Source organism: Pseudomonas sp. LBUM920, assembly GCF_003852315.1.
Classification (GTDB): Bacteria; Pseudomonadota; Gammaproteobacteria; order Pseudomonadales; family Pseudomonadaceae; genus Aquipseudomonas.
In genome coordinates this window covers 2,902,677-2,917,260 of sequence record NZ_CP027762.1, presented here as the reverse complement: position 1 = coordinate 2,917,260, position 14,584 = coordinate 2,902,677, and the positions used below count along the sequence as shown (strand labels likewise).

At 62.5% G+C, this 14,584-nt stretch carries 16 protein-coding genes; 10 read left to right on the top strand and 6 right to left on the bottom strand.

Annotated elements, in window-relative coordinates; genetic code table 11:
- Positions 1 to 100: 100 nt before the first annotated feature.
- Complete coding sequence (gene mdeB / locus C4J83_RS13485) at positions 101 to 2,779, bottom strand: alpha-ketoglutarate dehydrogenase (protein ID WP_124417273.1); 2,679 nt, start codon at positions 2,777 to 2,779, stop codon at positions 101 to 103.
- Here mdeB and C4J83_RS13480 point away from each other — a divergent pair.
- From C4J83_RS13480 to C4J83_RS13465, 4 genes are all read left to right on the top strand, one after another.
- Complete coding sequence (locus C4J83_RS13480; protein WP_124417272.1) at positions 2,778 to 2,957, top strand: hypothetical protein; 180 nt, start codon at positions 2,778 to 2,780, stop codon at positions 2,955 to 2,957. The genes mdeB and C4J83_RS13480 overlap by 2 nt on opposite strands.
- A gap of 13 nt (positions 2,958 to 2,970) precedes the next feature.
- Positions 2,971 to 3,885, top strand: coding sequence for a class I SAM-dependent methyltransferase (locus tag C4J83_RS13475; protein WP_124417271.1), 915 nt, complete (start codon positions 2,971 to 2,973; stop codon positions 3,883 to 3,885).
- 149 nt (positions 3,886 to 4,034) lie between these two features.
- Positions 4,035 to 4,754, top strand: coding sequence for a phosphatidylcholine synthase (gene pcsA / locus C4J83_RS13470; RefSeq protein ID WP_106577916.1), 720 nt, complete (start codon positions 4,035 to 4,037; stop codon positions 4,752 to 4,754).
- A gap of 188 nt (positions 4,755 to 4,942) precedes the next feature.
- Positions 4,943 to 5,722 (top strand): TSUP family transporter, encoded by a 780-nt coding sequence (locus C4J83_RS13465; protein WP_119741946.1) that lies wholly within the window; start codon positions 4,943 to 4,945, stop codon positions 5,720 to 5,722.
- On the opposite strand, the gene nudC is transcribed toward C4J83_RS13465, so the two are convergent.
- Both nudC and C4J83_RS13455 read right to left on the bottom strand, forming a co-directional pair.
- Positions 5,690 to 6,523, bottom strand: coding sequence for an NAD(+) diphosphatase (gene nudC, locus C4J83_RS13460; protein WP_119741944.1), 834 nt, complete (start codon positions 6,521 to 6,523; stop codon positions 5,690 to 5,692). The two genes, C4J83_RS13465 and nudC, sit on opposite strands and share 33 nt — an antisense overlap.
- 5 nt (positions 6,524 to 6,528) lie before the next feature.
- Positions 6,529 to 7,341 carry a crotonase/enoyl-CoA hydratase family protein gene (locus tag C4J83_RS13455; protein WP_119741942.1) on the bottom strand — a complete coding sequence of 271 codons (813 nt, stop codon included), beginning with the start codon at positions 7,339 to 7,341 and terminating at the stop codon, positions 6,529 to 6,531.
- Positions 7,342 to 7,533: 192 nt separating this feature from the next.
- Here C4J83_RS13455 and C4J83_RS13450 point away from each other — a divergent pair, with 192 nt between their 5' ends.
- On the top strand, positions 7,534 to 8,802 hold the full coding sequence (locus tag C4J83_RS13450) for a chloride channel protein (RefSeq protein WP_124417270.1): 1,269 nt from the start codon (positions 7,534 to 7,536) through the stop codon (positions 8,800 to 8,802).
- Positions 8,803 to 8,862: 60 nt separating this feature from the next.
- Positions 8,863 to 9,417: a UPF0149 family protein gene (locus C4J83_RS13445; protein WP_119741937.1), complete on the top strand. Its 555-nt coding sequence runs from the start codon at positions 8,863 to 8,865 to the stop codon at positions 9,415 to 9,417.
- 7 nt (positions 9,418 to 9,424) lie between these two features.
- Here C4J83_RS13445 and C4J83_RS13440 read toward each other — a convergent pair whose 3' ends face one another.
- Positions 9,425 to 10,054 carry a lytic polysaccharide monooxygenase auxiliary activity family 9 protein gene (locus C4J83_RS13440; RefSeq protein ID WP_106577910.1) on the bottom strand — a complete coding sequence of 210 codons (630 nt, stop codon included), beginning with the start codon at positions 10,052 to 10,054 and terminating at the stop codon, positions 9,425 to 9,427.
- Between the two features lie 329 nt (positions 10,055 to 10,383).
- Between C4J83_RS13440 and C4J83_RS13435 the strand changes: the two genes are divergently transcribed.
- Positions 10,384 to 11,640, top strand: a complete 1,257-nt coding sequence (locus C4J83_RS13435) for a 3-phosphoshikimate 1-carboxyvinyltransferase (RefSeq protein WP_106577909.1) — start codon at positions 10,384 to 10,386, stop codon at positions 11,638 to 11,640.
- A 32-nt stretch (positions 11,641 to 11,672) separates the two neighbouring features.
- Positions 11,673 to 12,062 (top strand): hypothetical protein, encoded by a 390-nt coding sequence (locus C4J83_RS13430; protein WP_106577908.1) that lies wholly within the window; start codon positions 11,673 to 11,675, stop codon positions 12,060 to 12,062.
- A gap of 1 nt (position 12,063) precedes the next feature.
- Here the strand turns inward: C4J83_RS13430 and C4J83_RS13425 are convergent, their stop codons facing one another.
- The gene (locus C4J83_RS13425) at positions 12,064 to 12,663 is read right to left on the bottom strand and encodes an NAD(P)H-dependent oxidoreductase (RefSeq protein ID WP_119741930.1); all 600 of its coding nucleotides are present in this window, start codon (positions 12,661 to 12,663) and stop codon (positions 12,064 to 12,066) included.
- Between the two features lie 81 nt (positions 12,664 to 12,744).
- Between C4J83_RS13425 and C4J83_RS13420 the strand changes: the two genes are divergently transcribed.
- Positions 12,745 to 13,347: a TetR/AcrR family transcriptional regulator gene (locus C4J83_RS13420; RefSeq protein WP_124417269.1), complete on the top strand. Its 603-nt coding sequence runs from the start codon at positions 12,745 to 12,747 to the stop codon at positions 13,345 to 13,347.
- A 112-nt stretch (positions 13,348 to 13,459) separates the two neighbouring features.
- Positions 13,460 to 13,837, top strand: coding sequence for a COG4315 family predicted lipoprotein (locus C4J83_RS13415; RefSeq protein ID WP_119741926.1), 378 nt, complete (start codon positions 13,460 to 13,462; stop codon positions 13,835 to 13,837).
- Positions 13,838 to 13,900: 63 nt separating this feature from the next.
- Here the strand turns inward: C4J83_RS13415 and C4J83_RS13410 are convergent, their stop codons facing one another.
- Positions 13,901 to 14,572 (bottom strand): GNAT family N-acetyltransferase, encoded by a 672-nt coding sequence (locus C4J83_RS13410; protein ID WP_106577904.1) that lies wholly within the window; start codon positions 14,570 to 14,572, stop codon positions 13,901 to 13,903.
- Positions 14,573 to 14,584: the final 12 nt, after the last annotated feature.

Genomic DNA, 14,584 nt, shown 5'->3' with positions numbered 1-14,584 from the left:
AGCGGGCTTGCTCGCGAATGCAGTCTGTCAGTTAATAAATCTGCTGACTGATTCACCGCCTTCGCGAGCAAGCCCACTCCCACATTTGGATTTTCGCCAGTCAGCAAACCCAGGACGCTTGGCGTTCCGTCTGCAAGCCATAGCGCTCAATCGCCTGCTGACACACCTCCCGCGCCACACTCCCCTGCTCCGCCAACGCCGTCAGCGCTGCCAGCACCAGGTGATGGCGATCCACTTCAAAGAAATCACGCAACGCTGCCCGTGTATCACTGCGACCAAAACCGTCGGTGCCGAGCACGGTGTAGCTGCAGCTCAGGTAAGAAGTGATCATCTGCGGCACCGCCCGCACATAGTCGGACACCGCAATCACCGGCGCGCCGTTGGGCAAGCAGTCACTCACATGGCTGACGCGCTTGGCGTGCTGGGGATGCAAGCGATTCCACCGCTCCACTTCCCGCGCATCCCGCGCCAGCTCACTGTAACTGGTGACGCTGAACACCTCGCTCGCCACTTGCCAATCCTCGGCCAGTAACTGCGCGGCGGCCTGGGCCTCGCGCAGCAGCGTGCCCGAACCCAGCAAGCGCACTTGGGCATCTGGCGCACCTTGCAAGCGGTACATGCCTTTGATAATCGCTGACTCCACGCCCTGCGGCAGGCTTGGCTGCGGGTAGTTTTCGTTCATCAGCGTTACGTAGTAGAACGCGTCCACATCGTGTTCCAGCATCTGGCGCATGCCGTGGTCGAGGATCACCGCAAACTCGCCGGCAAACGCCGGGTCGTAGGCGTGGCAATTAGGCACGGTGGCGGCGCTGAGGTGGCTGCTGCCGTCCTGGTGCTGCAACCCTTCGCCGCCCAGGGTGGTGCGCCCGGCCGTGGCGCCAAGCAGGAAGCCGCGGGCGCGCTGGTCGGCGGCGGCCCAGATCAGGTCGCCGACGCGCTGGAAGCCGAACATCGAGTAATAGATGTAGAACGGCAACATGCGCAGGCCGTGCACCGAGTAGCTGGTGGCCGCTGCCACCCACGAGCTGATGGCACTGGCTTCGCTGATGCCTTCCTCGAGGATCTGCCCGTCGGTGGCCTCGCGGTAGCTGAGGATCGAGCCGATGTCTTCGGGCTCGTAGCGCTGGCCAACGCTGGAATAGATGCCGATCTGCTTGAACAGGTTGGCCATGCCAAAGGTGCGCGCCTCATCGGCCACAATCGGCACGATGCGCGGGCCGAGGGCCTTGTCCTTGAGCAGGTGGGTGAGCATGCGCACGAAGGCCATGGTGGTGGACATTTCCTTGCCGTCAGCCGCCGTGGCGAAACCGGCGTAATCCTTCACTGGCGGCACCGCCACCGGCGCTGCGACCTGACTGCGGCTCGGTACGTAACCGCCGAGCGCCTGGCGGCGTTGATGCAGGTAGCGCAGTTCAAGGCTGTCGTCGGCCGGTTTGAAGAAGTTCAGCGATTCGGTCTGCTCGTCCGTCAGCGGCAACTGGAAGCGATTGCGGAAGGCGATCAGCGCCTGCCGATCAAGCTTCTTCTGTTGGTGCGTGGTCATCCTGCCCTGCCCGGCTTCGCCCATGCCGAAGCCCTTTTTGGTCTGCGCCAGGATCACCGTCGGCTGGCCCTTGACCCGGCGCGCGGCGTGGTAGGCGGCGTGGATCTTGACCATGTCGTGGCCGCCACGCTTAAGGCGGTCGATTTGCTCGTCACTCATGCCCTCGACCAACTTGGCCAGTGACTCGCTCTGCCCGAAAAAGTGCTCACGGTTGTAGGCGCCGTCTTTGGCGGCGAAGGTCTGGAATTGCCCGTCGACGGTCTGCGACAGCGTGCTTACCAGCGAGCCGTCACTGTCCTTGGCGAGCAAGGCGTCCCAGTCTGAACCCCAGACCAGCTTGATCACATTCCAGCCGGCACCGGCAAACAACGCCTCCAGTTCATCGATGATGCGCCCATTGCCGCGCACTGGGCCGTCGAGGCGTTGCAGGTTGCAGTTGACCACCCAGGTCAGGTTGTCCAGGCCTTCGCGGGCGGCCAGGGTCAGTGCCGACATGCTTTCCGGCTCGTCCATTTCGCCGTCGCCGAACACACCCCAGACGTGACGGTCGGTGGTGTCGAGCAGGCCACGATGCTGCAGGTAACGCATGAAACGCGCCTGGAAAATCGAGCTGATCGGGCCGATCCCCATGGAACCGGTGGGGAACTGCCAGAAGTCCGGCATCAACCACGGGTGCGGATAGCTGGACAGACCCCGTGCGCCCGCTTGTTGCCCGCCGATCTCCTGGCGGTAGTGCGCGAGGTCGTCTTCGCTCAAGCGGCCCTCCAGGAAGGCGCGCGCATAAATGCCCGGCGCGGAATGCGGCTGGTAGAACACCAGGTCGCCGCCAAAGTCTGGGTTGCGGGCGCGGAAAAAATGGTTGAAGCCGACTTCGAACAAATCGGCGGCACTGGCGTAGCTGGCGATATGGCCACCGAGCTCGCCGTACGCCTGATTGGCGCGCACCACCATGGCCAGCGCGTTCCAGCGCACCAGGGAAGCCAGACGCTCTTCGGTGGCGAGGTCACCGGGAAAGACCGGCTGCTGCTCAACGCTGATGCTGTTGATGTACGGCGTGCCGTGACGTGGTTTCCAGTTGATGTGCGGGGCGCTGCCTTCGCGGGCCAACAGGTCGAGGATCTGCCGCGCCCGTTCGGGACCGGCGTTGGCCACCAGCGAAGCCAGTGCGTCACGCCACTCGTCCTGCTCTACTTGATCCAACGCCGTGTGATTGACTGCACTGGCGAAACCATTCATGCGCACCTCCGGGCTTTTTTTCCAGTTTATGCTGGCGCTGAAGGATTTTTTGCCTGTTATCAGGCGCAGATTCGGGCATTTTGAGCATGAATCACTGCCAATCCGCTTTTTGCCAGCACGTTGTGCTCAAGCCACACGCAACGCCGCAACTGTGTTTAAAATGCCGCCCGCTCAATGACCGACGCTGACCGATGACCCCAGACGCACTTGCCACCCTGCACGCCCACCTGCTCACCGCCCTGGCCAGCCCGCCCGCCGAGACCCGGCGACTGTTCCACGGCCGTGGCCGCTGCTGGCCGGGGCTGGAACAACTGACGGTGGACTGGTTGCAAGGGGTGATTCTGGTTGCGTTGTTCAAAGCGCCGGAGGCCGAACAGCTGGACGCGTTGAAACAGATGCTCAAGGAACAGCTCAGCACCTATACCGTGGCCCTGCAACACCGCTACCTGCCGCAAAGCACCACAGAATGGCTGGTGGGTAACGCTGTTGATGAGCTGACGATCACCGAAGGCGGCCTGCGCTACCTGATCGACCTGGGAAAGAAACAGAACAGCGGGCTGTTCCTCGACATGCGTTACGGCCGTAACTGGGTGCGTGAGCAGGCCAAAGGCCAGCGCGTACTCAACTTGTTCGCGTATACCTGCGGGTTCTCGGTCGCGGCCATCGAAGGCGGCGCCGACCATGTGGTGAACCTGGACATGGCCCGTGGCGCCCTCAGCCGTGGCCGCGACAACCACCGCCTGAATGGTCATGACTTGAGCAACGTCACCTTTTTGGGCCACGACCTGTTCAAGTCCTGGGCCAAGGTCACCCACAGCGGGCCTTATGATTTGGTCATCATCGATCCGCCCTCCTTTCAGAAAGGCAGCTTCCTGCTGACCAAGGACTACCAACGCGTGCTGCGCCGGCTGCCGGATTTGCTCACGCCCCAGGGCAGCGTACTGGCGTGCATGAACGACCCGGCGTTTGGCGAAGACTTCCTGATCGACGGCGTCACCCGCGAAGCACCGGGCCTGCGCTTTGTTGAGCGGCTGCAAAACCCGCCTGAATTTCCGGATATCGACCCCCAAAGTGGCTTGAAGGCGCTGGTGTTCCGTCAGGGTTGATGCCGAAACGTGCTGCGCTTGCTACGCTAAGTGATACACCGGGGTGGTGAACCTTATCCCCCCCTTCCCGGTCGATACCTGCATTCCCCGGCCAGACTCGACGGCGTTACGTTGTCGGCTGCCCTGTTTGACCTTTTGGAGAAACGCCCGTGATATCGACCCTGCATGTAGCCAGACTCAAAGCCTGGGGCGCCCACGGCTTTACCGCCACCGGCGTCGTGCTGGCCTTTCTGGCCACGCTTGCGCTGCTGGAAAACTCACCCAAGGCTTGCCTGCTCTGGCTGGGCCTGGCACTGGTAGTCGATGGCGTAGACGGCTCCCTGGCCCGACGAGTGAATGTCAGCACGGTATTGCCAAGCTTCGATGGCTCGGTGCTGGACCTGGTGATTGATTACCTGACGTATGTGTTTATTCCGGCGTTGTTCATCTACCGCTATATCGACCTGCCCGACTTCACTCACCTGTTTACGGTGTCGGTGATTCTGGTGTCGTCGCTGTTCTGCTTCTGCAATGTGAACATGAAGAGCAAGGACAACTACTTCGTCGGCTTCCCCGCCGCCTGGAACGTGGTTGCCCTGTGCGTGTACATCATCCAGCCGGACGCCTGGGTCACCTTGCTGACGGTGATTGGCCTGGCGCTGCTGACCGTGACGCCGATGAAGTTTTTGCACCCGTTCCGGGTCAAGCGCTTTATGCCGATCAACATTGCCGTGACCACGATCTGGTTGCTGTGCAGCTTTTTGATGGTGGTGGACTACCCGAATACCAACCCATGGACGTTCGGGTTGTGGTCGCTGATGTCGGCGTATTTCCTCGGCATTTGTGTGTGGCGCACAGCGCTGGAGTGGCTGGACAAGCGTCACGGTTGATCGCGGTTAAACCTGTGGGAGCGGGCTTGCTCGCGAAAGCGGTGGATCAGTCACAGATATATTGACTGACCATGCCGCCTTCGCGAGCAAGCCCGCTCCCACATTTGGCTCTCTGTTGATCTGACAGGTAAGATGCGGGCCTTTGGTGCAGCCCCTTCGCTGTGCCCTGCCAATAATAAGCCCTGCCCATGCCCTTCGAACTCAGCGTCGACCTCACCACCCTCGCCATCCTGGCCATCGTGGCCTTTATCGCCGGCTTCATCGATGCCATCGCCGGCGGCGGCGGGCTGCTCACCACGCCCGCCCTGCTGACCGCCGGCATGCCGCCCCACCTGGTGCTGGGCACCAATAAACTCAGTTCCACCTTCGGCTCGGCCACCGCCAGCTTCACCTTCTACCGGCGCAAACTTTTTCATCCCCGTCAGTGGGTGCATGCCATCGTCGGCACGTTGATCGGCGCGCTGGCCGGTGCGGTCGTCGCGCACTACCTGCCGGCCGAAACCCTGAACAAAATGCTCCCGGTGATCGTATTCGGCTGCGGTGTGTACCTGCTGTTTGGCGGTACGCCCAAGGCGCCGCTGGATGCCGACGCGCCGATCAAGAAGAAGTGGCAATCCACCCAGGGCTTTGGCCTGGGCTTCTACGACGGCGTGGCCGGCCCCGGCACCGGCGCGTTCTGGACGGTCAGCACGATGCTGCTGCACCCCATCGACCTGGTAAAGGCCAGCGGCGTCGCGCGCAGCATGAACTTCGTCAGCAACGCGGCGGCGCTGTCGGTGTTCATCTTCAACGGCTCGGTGGACTGGATCGTCGGCCTGGCGATGGGCTTTTCGGTAATGTGCGGCGCATTCTTTGGCGCACGCAGCGCGATCAGCGGCGGCGCCAAATTCATTCGCCCGGTGTTTATCACCGTGGTCCTCGGCCTGACCGTGCGTCTAGCCTGGCAACACTGGTTCAGCGTGGCCTAAACGACGCGCCAGGTAGAGGTCGATCAGGTAACGCGCAATCGAACGTGACGCCGGCAGCGGCGGCAGGTCGTGGATGTTGAACCATTGCGCGTCCTCGATCTCGTCAGCTTGGGGCACGATGTCGCCACCGGCATATTCGGCATGGAAGCCGAGCATCATCGAATGCGGGAACGGCCAGCATTGGCTGCCCATGTACTGGATATTCTTGACCTCCACCTGCACTTCCTCGCGCACCTCGCGGATCAGGCAGTCTTCGGCCGACTCACCCGGCTCGGCGAACCCGGCCAGGGTGCTGTAGACGCCCGTGACAAAACGCGGCGAACGCGCCAGCAGAATCTCGTCGCCTCGGGTCACCAGCACAATCATGCTCGGCGAAATGCGCGGGTAACTGCGCAGGTCGCAGGCCGGGCAATGCATCGCACGCTCACGCGGCACCTGGACCATGGCCTGGCCGCAGCTGCCGCAAAACCGGTGCTCGCGCGCCCAGGTGCCGATCTGCGCGGCGTAGCCGAGCACTTTGTACAACGTGTGATCGCCCTGCAGCATGAAAGCGCGCAAACCTTGCCAGCTGCAGCCCGGCACGTCACTCGCCGAGTTCAGTTCCAGCAAGTACACCGGCTCACCGTCGAGGTGGCCGATGCCGTGTTCGGCGAACACCGACAGGTCCTGGCGCTTGAGCCATTCGCGCGGGAACAGCGGGCCGTTGGTGTCATGCAAAAAGCCTTCGCGGCTGCGGGCGACGGCCCAGCCACCGGGGGCGTCGTTGTCCAGCAGCGTTGTGGTAATCCAGCCTGGGGTCATGTCGGTCAATCCACGAATTCGGGTTTCTGCTTACTCATATGGGCCGCGATGGCCACGCGCAGGTCGTTGGATTGCAACATAGCCGAGTTCCAGGTGGCAACGTATTCCAAACCATCATTGACCGTGTGGTCACGCATGTAGCTGATCATCGCCTTGGTGCCGGTCACGGCAATCGGCGACTTGGCGGCGATTTGCTGGGCAATGTCCATGACGCCGGCCAACAGGCTTGCATAGTCCGCATACACGCGATTGACCAGGCCGATGCTGCGCGCTTCCTCAGCACCGAACTGGCGGCCGGTGTAAGCCAGTTCACGCAGCATGCCGTCGCCGACAATGCGTGGCAGGCGCTGCAAGGTGCCCACGTCGGCGGCCATGCCGATGTCGATTTCCTTGATCGAGAACTGCGCGTCTTCAGCGGCGTAGCGCATGTCGCAGGCACTGATCAAGTCGATGGCGCCGCCGATGCAGTAGCCGTGGATCGCCGCCAGCACCGGTTTGCGGCAATGGTCGACGGCGTTGAACGAGGCTTGCAGCTCGAGGATTTTGCGGCGCAACAAGCGCGCATTGCGGCCCACGTCCTTGCCGAATTCGTTGGCCACCGAGGCCAGCAGCATCAGGTCGATGCCGGAAGAAAAATGCTTGCCGGCGCCGCTGAGTACCACGGCGCGCACGGCGTCGGTGTCCTCGACCCACTGGAAGATGTCGATGATTTCGGTCCAGAACGCCGCGTTCATCGCGTTGATCTTTTCCGGGCGATTGATCTGCACATGGGCAACGTTGCCGGTGAGTTCGACGACGAAAGCTTGGTATTCGGACATGGCAGTGATCCCTGACTGGCGAGTGATAAGGGCCGAACTATAACAAGGGAGCGCGGCGGCGCATCGGCCAAAAACGGGACTGGCAAACGTAATGAAATGTTGTGAGGACGCGGTTCATGGCCTGCCGATACATTTCACCCGGGAACGCGACTTTATCGGCTATACAATCTGGGCCACTTCCTGGAGCCGTCTATGCCGACCACGTTTCGCTCATCGTTGATTCTGGCCCTGGTGGTCGTGCTGACTGGCATCGGCGCCGGGCTTGGCGGGATGCTCCTGGCGTTGCTGCTGCACGGCATCCAGCACCTGGCGTACGGGTACAGCCTCGACAGCCTGGTCAGCCATGAAACCTTTCTGTGGGGCGTGACCGCCGCCGCGCCACAGCGTCGGTTACTGGTTTTGGTCATTTGCGGCCTCGTTGCGGGTGTGGGCTGGTGGGCGATTTATCGCTACGGCCGCCCGCTGGTGAGCATCAAGCAAGCGGTTGGCGAAAAGATGCCGATCATGCCGCCCAAGACCACCCTCGCCCACGCCATCCTGCAAATCATCACCGTGGCCCTCGGCTCGCCGCTGGGGCGTGAAGTGGCGCCGCGTGAAGTCGGCGCACTGGCGGCGACATGGTTATCGCAGCGTGCGCGACTGGAACCGTCGATGCATCGGCTGATCGTAGCCTGCGGCGCGGGTGCGGGCCTGGCGGCGGTGTACAACGTGCCGTTGGGCGGCGCGGTGTTTGTGCTGGAAGTGCTGGTCGGCACATTCAGCTGGCCAGCAGCGGTGATTGCGCTGGCAACGTCGGCGATTGGGGCCGCGGTGGCGTGGATCGGCCTTGGCGCAGAGTCGCAATACGTGGTGCCGCATTTTCTGCTGAGCCCGGCGTTGATCGCCTGGGCCGTGGTGTGTGGCCCGGTGTTTGGCGTGGCGGCCTACGCTTTCAGCCGCGTTACCGGCGCCGCCAGGGCGAACGCCGCGCGCGGCTGGCGTTTGCCGGTGCTGGCGTTGATCAACTTTACCCTCATCGGTGGGTTGGCCATGCTGCTGCCGCAGATCCTCGGCAACGGCAAGGGCCCGGCGCAACTGGGTTTCGACAATGAGCTGACAATCGGCCTGGCCGCCATCCTGCTGCTGGTCAAAGTGCTGATCACGACCAGCAGCCTGCGCGCCGGGGCCGAAGGCGGGCTGCTGACCCCGGCCCTGGCCAATGGCGCGTTGCTGGCGATCATCCTCGGCGGCGCCTGGAGCCTGGCGTGGCCCGGCGTGCCGCTGGGCGCGTTTGCGATCATCGGCGCAGCGGCGTTCCTGGCGGCGAGCATGAGCATGCCGCTGACGGCGATTGTGCTGGTGGCGGAATTTACCCGGATCGACCATGACTTTCTGGTGCCGATCATCCTGGCGGTGGTGGGTTCGATGTGCGTGAGCAAACTGCTTGTGCGCTGGGAAAACGCTGGAAAAAAGCCGGCCTAAGCGCCATCCTTCGCGCTTTAAGCCGCCCCGCAGCGGCGCTCGACGCTCAAAGGAATTGCCATGCACGCCCAACCCCTCGCCCCCGCCGATTTCGAATTCATCGACGAAACCCTGCTCAAGTACGGTGACGATCACTCGGTGCTGAACCTGGCCGAACTCGACGGCTACTTCACTGCGCTGGTCTCAAGCCCGGCACAAGTGGACGTCGCTGAGTGGTTTCCGGCGATCTGGGGTGGGCAGAACCCGGACTGGGAAAGTGTGGAGGAGGCCCAACGTTTTCTCGAACTGTGCGTGCGCCATATGAATACCCTGGCCGCGCAGTTGGCAACCGACGCGCAAGGCTTCAAGGCTCGCTTTGATGACACGGAGCATCAGGGCCACGTCGTCACCCTGGCGGAGGAATGGTGCTTTGGCTATATCCGTGGCGCCGCGATCGGCCACTGGCCCGAATTGCCCGCCGAACTGGCCGGGCAACTGGAGAAAATTTCTTGGTGCGCCGAGCAGGACAACTTCGAATTGCCGGCGGACCTGGATGTAAACGCCCATCAACAGCGGGTCAGCGCAATCGAACCGGCTGCGCGGGCGCTACATGATTACTGGTTGAGCAAACGCTGAGCCGGGCTTATTTGAAGTCCAGGTCAAACGCCTGATAGAACGCGTTGCCGGTGTTGGCCACGATCCACATCAACACCACCACGTGGCGGCCTTTTTTGCCCTTGGGCAAGGTCACCTGGTGCTCGACCCTGGCTTTCATTTCGTCGGCGTGCTGGTAATACGGCACCTGGGTGTAGAAGTCTTCAAAGAATGGTTTTGCCTCAAGCTGGGCGCGGCTGATGCGCTGCTTGGGGTCCCAGCCATCCTTGGTGATGAGCCAGCGATAACCCCGGGTGACGTGGGCAGCGGTGTATTGCCACTGCACCTTGAACACCTGGCCGGCCTCGACATTGAGCAATGGCCAAGTGAACGGGGTGTTGAGCTTTTTGCTCATCTCCTCATCGGTGAAGTTGATGCAATCGCGCTCATCGGTTTTGCCGCCGCTCAGGATGTGCCCGTCGGCCGGCGGCGTGACGCTTTGATCATCGGTTTGATAAGGCGCAGGGAAAGGCCCGGCGGTGAGTGCCGGGAAGTTCTTGCCGCCTTCCATTTCATTGACCTGCCAGTTGCCCAGCAGCCCACGTTCTACCGCCACCGAGCCTCGGCTGGCGGGGGTCACGACACGGCCGTGCCTAAGTTGCGTCTGAGGTTTGTTCATTTCATTCACTCCTTGATTGAAAGCGCCCCGTCATGGGGCGTGCCTCGAACTTACCGTGGTGGGTTTTATTGTCCAATCGATGCTTCTTTCGGAACATTCGTACAGCGACGCCGTTTCGCGGCGTAAAGGCCGTTGTCCTGCAACGCAAGGGTTGTTTGTCCTACCCGGCTGAGGGCAGTAAGGCTACACGCCCTGTCCGCGAGTTGATCACGCCGTAATACGCGCCGTACAACGATCCCTGCTCGACAAGCGTGGCGTGTTTGGCTGATTATTCGGGTCCGCCCGTCGGCCACTCCACACCACCTTGCCTTGATCAGGAGCCTTGTACCTTGAGTTCGCAGAAAACCGTGACCGTGACACCGCCCAATTTCCCCCTGAACGGCAAGGTCGCTCCTCCCGGCTCCAAATCCATTACCAACCGCGCCCTGTTGCTGGCGGCGCTGGCCAAGGGCACCAGCCGTTTGAGCGGCGCGCTGAAAAGCGATGACACCCGCCACATGTCGGTGGCCCTGCGCCAGATGGGCGTGACCATCGATGAGCCGGATGACACCACCTTCGTGGTCACAGGCTCCGGCAAACTGCAATTGCCCGCACAGCCGTTGTTCCTCGGCAATGCCGGCACCGCCATGCGGTTTCTCACGGCGGCCGTGGCAACGGTCGAAGGCACCGTGGTGCTGGACGGCGACGACTACATGCAAAAACGCCCGATCGGCCCGCTGCTGGCCACCCTTGGCCAGAACGGCATCCGCGTCGACAGCCCCACGGGTTGCCCGCCGGTGACCGTGCACGGCGTGGGCAAGGTCCAGGCCAAACGCTTTGAAATCGACGGCGGTTTGTCCAGCCAGTATGTGTCGGCCTTGCTCATGCTTGCCGCCTGCGGCGAAGCGCCGATTGAAGTGGCGCTGACCGGCAAGGACATCGGCGCCCGTGGCTACGTGGACCTGACCCTGGACTGCATGCGTGCCTTTGGCGCACAGGTCGAAGTGGTCGACGACACCACCTGGCGCGTCGCCCCCACCGGCTACACCGCCCATGACTACCTGATCGAACCCGATGCCTCCGCTGCAACGTACCTGTGGGCCGCTGAAGTGTTGACCGGCGGGCGCATCGACATCGGCGTGGCGGCGCAGGACTTCACCCAGCCGGACGCCAAGGCCCAGGCCGTGATCGCCCAGTTCCCGAACATGCAGGCCAACGTGGTCGGCTCGCAGATGCAGGACGCGATCCCGACCCTGGCAGTCTTGGCCGCGTTCAATAACACCCCGGTGCGCTTCACTGAACTGGCCAACCTGCGCGTGAAGGAATGTGACCGGGTGCAGGCGCTGCACGATGGCCTCAACGAAATTCGCCCAGGCCTGGCCACCATCGAAGGCGACGACCTGCTGGTCGCCAGCGACCCTGCACTGGCCGGCACCACGTGCAACGCGCTGATCGACACCCATGCCGACCACCGCATTGCCATGTGCTTTGCGCTGGCCGGGCTGAAGGTCGCGGGAATCCGCATTCAAGACCCGGACTGCGTGGCCAAGACCTACCCTGAGTACTGGAAGGCCTTGGGCAGTCTTGGGGTCGCACTGAGCTACTGAAGCAGCAGCGCCGGAATGGGGAGGGAATGCACATGACGATTCGCCCGCCCTGCCCACCCGGCGCCTGCGTCTGCGACCGCGAGCAACTGCTGCAAGCGCCCGACGCCGACGTGCGCATTCTTCACCTGACACGCCAGGAAGAAAAACGCCTGCTCGAGCGCCTCGAAGACCTCAAAAGCCTGCAAGACCTGGAACACATGCAACAGCGGATGTACGAGCAATTGGGCATCCGCGTACACGTCGCACCGGGCCACACCGAGGTCAAGAGCATGCGCGGGATTCAGATCGTCATCGACGACCTGCCGGGCATGTGTCGCAAGACCCGGCAATCAATTCCCGCAGCGATTCGTCGCGGCATGGAAAAACGCCCGGAGATTGCCTACCGCTTGCTCGATGCCCACGACCTGTTTCGCGAAGGCTGAATCACCCGGCCACGGTTTCGTCCTCAAACAGGCCCTGCCCCACGACCTTCGCCGCCTGTAAATGCGCTTGCGCCCCCCCGCTCTCGGATTCCAACAGCAGCGCGGACGTCACCACCTGAGCACCGCAATAATCAAAAATCCCGTAGTCAATTTGCGTGCGCATCGCCTGGGTGTACCCGTGGCGGTCGAACGCACTGTGATCCGCCGCGCCGAGGGCCAGCAGGTGCACCTGCAAGTGCCGCAGTTTCTTCACCACCGGCGTATCGGGACCGTAGTCGATGGCCCAGCCGTTGACGAACACGCGGTCGATCCAGCCTTTGAGCAAGGCTGGCAGCGACCACCAATAAATCGGGAAGGCGATAACCAGCGCGTCGGCGCGGTCGATGCGTGCTTGTTCAGCGAGGATGTCGGCCGGGGGCGTGGCTCGGGTGCGGTGCACACGGTGGTCGGCAGCGGTGTAGCGCGGGTCGAAACCTTCGGCGGCGAGGTCGGCGATCTCGAACGTGTGGCCGGCGGCAGTCAAGCCTGCCGCCACTTGCGCGGCGAGGCTGTGGGTGAGCGATTGCGGGTCGTGATGAGCAACAACGATCAGAGCGTGCATGACATTGACTCCCTTTGCGTTTAGGCTGGGCTAAACTACTTTTAGTAAGTTACTCCATCAAGTTACTTTTGGTATATAAGCATGTCAAGCACTGAATCCCCAGCTCCACGCCGGCGCCTTGCGCGCGAAGATCGCCTGCGCCAATTGCTCGATGTGGCCTGGCAACTGGTACGCGAGGAAGGCACCGAAGCGCTGACCCTGGGCCGTCTCGCGGAACTGGCGGGCGTCACCAAGCCGGTGGTCTATGACCATTTCGTCACCCGCGCAGGCTTGCTCGCCGCGTTGTACGAAGATTTCGACGGGCGTCAGAACCAGCTGTTTGCCCAAGCCCTCGACAGCAGTGGCGCGACACTCGATGACCGCGCGCAGGTGATCGCCGCGTGCTATGTCGATTGTGTGTTGCTGCAGGGGCGGGAAATTCCGGGGGTCATTGCCGCGTTGAGCAGTTCGCCGGAACTGGAAACCCTCAAGCGCAAATACGAGGCGATCTTTCTCGACAAGTGCCGCGACGCCCTGGCGCCGTTTGCACCCGGCGCCACCGTGTCGCAAGCCGGCTTGCGGGCGATGCTCGGCGCGGCGGAGGCGTTGTCACAGGCGGCAGCCAGCGGCGAGATCAGCCGCGATGAGGCGCAGCAGGAGCTGCTCGCGACGATCCTGGGCATGGTCAATCGCAGCCGCGGGTAAATAATTATTCACGCCGCAGGAATAAAGCGTCGCGACGGGTGTTTACCTGAGTACGGCTTGTGAATACAGCACAAGGCCAGTACCTAAATCCAAAAACACCCAGGAGCTCGTCATGCTGAAAAAACTCTCCCTCGCTGCTGCCGTCCTGATTGCCTGTGCGGCTTCCACGGCCTTCGCCGCTCCAGCCAACGTGGCCGACAGCGCCAAGGGCAAAGTGCTGGTGGACAGCAAGGGGATGACCCTTTACACCTTCGCCAAAGACAGCGCAGGCAAATCGGCGTGCAACGGCCAATGCCTGGCCAACTGGCCCGCGTTCACTGCCCAGGCCACGGCGAAAGATGCCGACGGCTACAGCGTGATTACCCGCGATGACGGCAGCAAGCAATGGGCCTACAAAGGCCAGGCGCTGTACACCTGGGTCAAGGACAGCAAACCGGGCGACATCACCGGTGACGGCGTTGGCGGTAATTGGAACCTGGCCAAGCCATAAGGTGTGAGGCCAATGCAGCGTACCGGTGGCGAGGGAAAACGCCCTCGCCACCGGTTGGCCTTTTCACGCCAAGTGCTCATTCACATATAGCCGCACCTTGCGCGCCAGCTGATCGAGATGGCGGTCGCGTTGCTTCTCGGCATCCACCATGGCGCGCTTGCCGTGTTTTTGCAGCAGGTAGGTATGAATCTGCCGCACTTCCAGCGAGCGATAGATCGCCGCCACATCCAGCACGCCCATCAGGCCGTCAGTGCCGTAATCGCGCGTGTTCATCAGCACCTGCGTGTCGCGCGCACCGCGTACCTGAAAGCCCATGGCCGTGAACGCCGGGACCTTTTCCACGGCACACGCCAACTCGGCGTGGGGATAACGCGCCAGCACGTCCTGCATCATTGCGCGCGCCACGCCCTGGCGCCGCCTACCCGCCTGCACTGCCATGAACGCGATACCGCAGGCTTGAGGGTCGTCTTTGACCGGCAGATAAAGGCAAAAGCCGACCAGCGTGTCCTCCTCCATCGCCACCACCAGCTCAACGGCGATGCCCTTCGAGCCATCCAGCGCTTGCAGGTACAGGTGCACCTCAAAGCCGGTGGTGTACTGGTAAATGTTGTAGAGCAGGTTGCTGGGCGGCAGCGCGACGCTGCTGATGTCGGTGAGGTTATCCACCACCATCTGCAGGATCTGGCTGGTGATCGGCTCGGGGCACGGCGCGGTGTAGCGGGTAAGGCTGAACATGCAAATTCCTGG

Bases quoted from the DNA above. Each gene is read 5' to 3' on its own strand.
- C4J83_RS13480 (WP_124417272.1), top strand. From the start codon at position 2,778: ATGCGCACCTCCGGGCTTTTTTTCCAGTTTATGCTGGCGCTGAAGGAT.
- mdeB (WP_124417273.1), bottom strand. From the start codon at position 2,779: ATGAATGGTTTCGCCAGTGCAGTCAATCACACGGCGTTGGATCAAGTA.
- C4J83_RS13475 (WP_124417271.1), top strand. From the start codon at position 2,971: ATGACCCCAGACGCACTTGCCACCCTGCACGCCCACCTGCTCACCGCC.
- C4J83_RS13465 (WP_119741946.1), top strand. From the start codon at position 4,943: ATGCCCTTCGAACTCAGCGTCGACCTCACCACCCTCGCCATCCTGGCC.
- nudC (WP_119741944.1), bottom strand. From the start codon at position 6,523: ATGACCCCAGGCTGGATTACCACAACGCTGCTGGACAACGACGCCCCC.
- C4J83_RS13455 (WP_119741942.1), bottom strand. From the start codon at position 7,341: ATGTCCGAATACCAAGCTTTCGTCGTCGAACTCACCGGCAACGTTGCC.
- C4J83_RS13450 (WP_124417270.1), top strand. From the start codon at position 7,534: ATGCCGACCACGTTTCGCTCATCGTTGATTCTGGCCCTGGTGGTCGTG.
- C4J83_RS13445 (WP_119741937.1), top strand. From the start codon at position 8,863: ATGCACGCCCAACCCCTCGCCCCCGCCGATTTCGAATTCATCGACGAA.
- C4J83_RS13440 (WP_106577910.1), bottom strand. From the start codon at position 10,054: ATGAACAAACCTCAGACGCAACTTAGGCACGGCCGTGTCGTGACCCCC.
- C4J83_RS13430 (WP_106577908.1), top strand. From the start codon at position 11,673: ATGACGATTCGCCCGCCCTGCCCACCCGGCGCCTGCGTCTGCGACCGC.
- C4J83_RS13425 (WP_119741930.1), bottom strand. From the start codon at position 12,663: ATGCACGCTCTGATCGTTGTTGCTCATCACGACCCGCAATCGCTCACC.
- C4J83_RS13420 (WP_124417269.1), top strand. From the start codon at position 12,745: ATGTCAAGCACTGAATCCCCAGCTCCACGCCGGCGCCTTGCGCGCGAA.
- C4J83_RS13415 (WP_119741926.1), top strand. From the start codon at position 13,460: ATGCTGAAAAAACTCTCCCTCGCTGCTGCCGTCCTGATTGCCTGTGCG.
- C4J83_RS13410 (WP_106577904.1), bottom strand. From the start codon at position 14,572: ATGTTCAGCCTTACCCGCTACACCGCGCCGTGCCCCGAGCCGATCACC.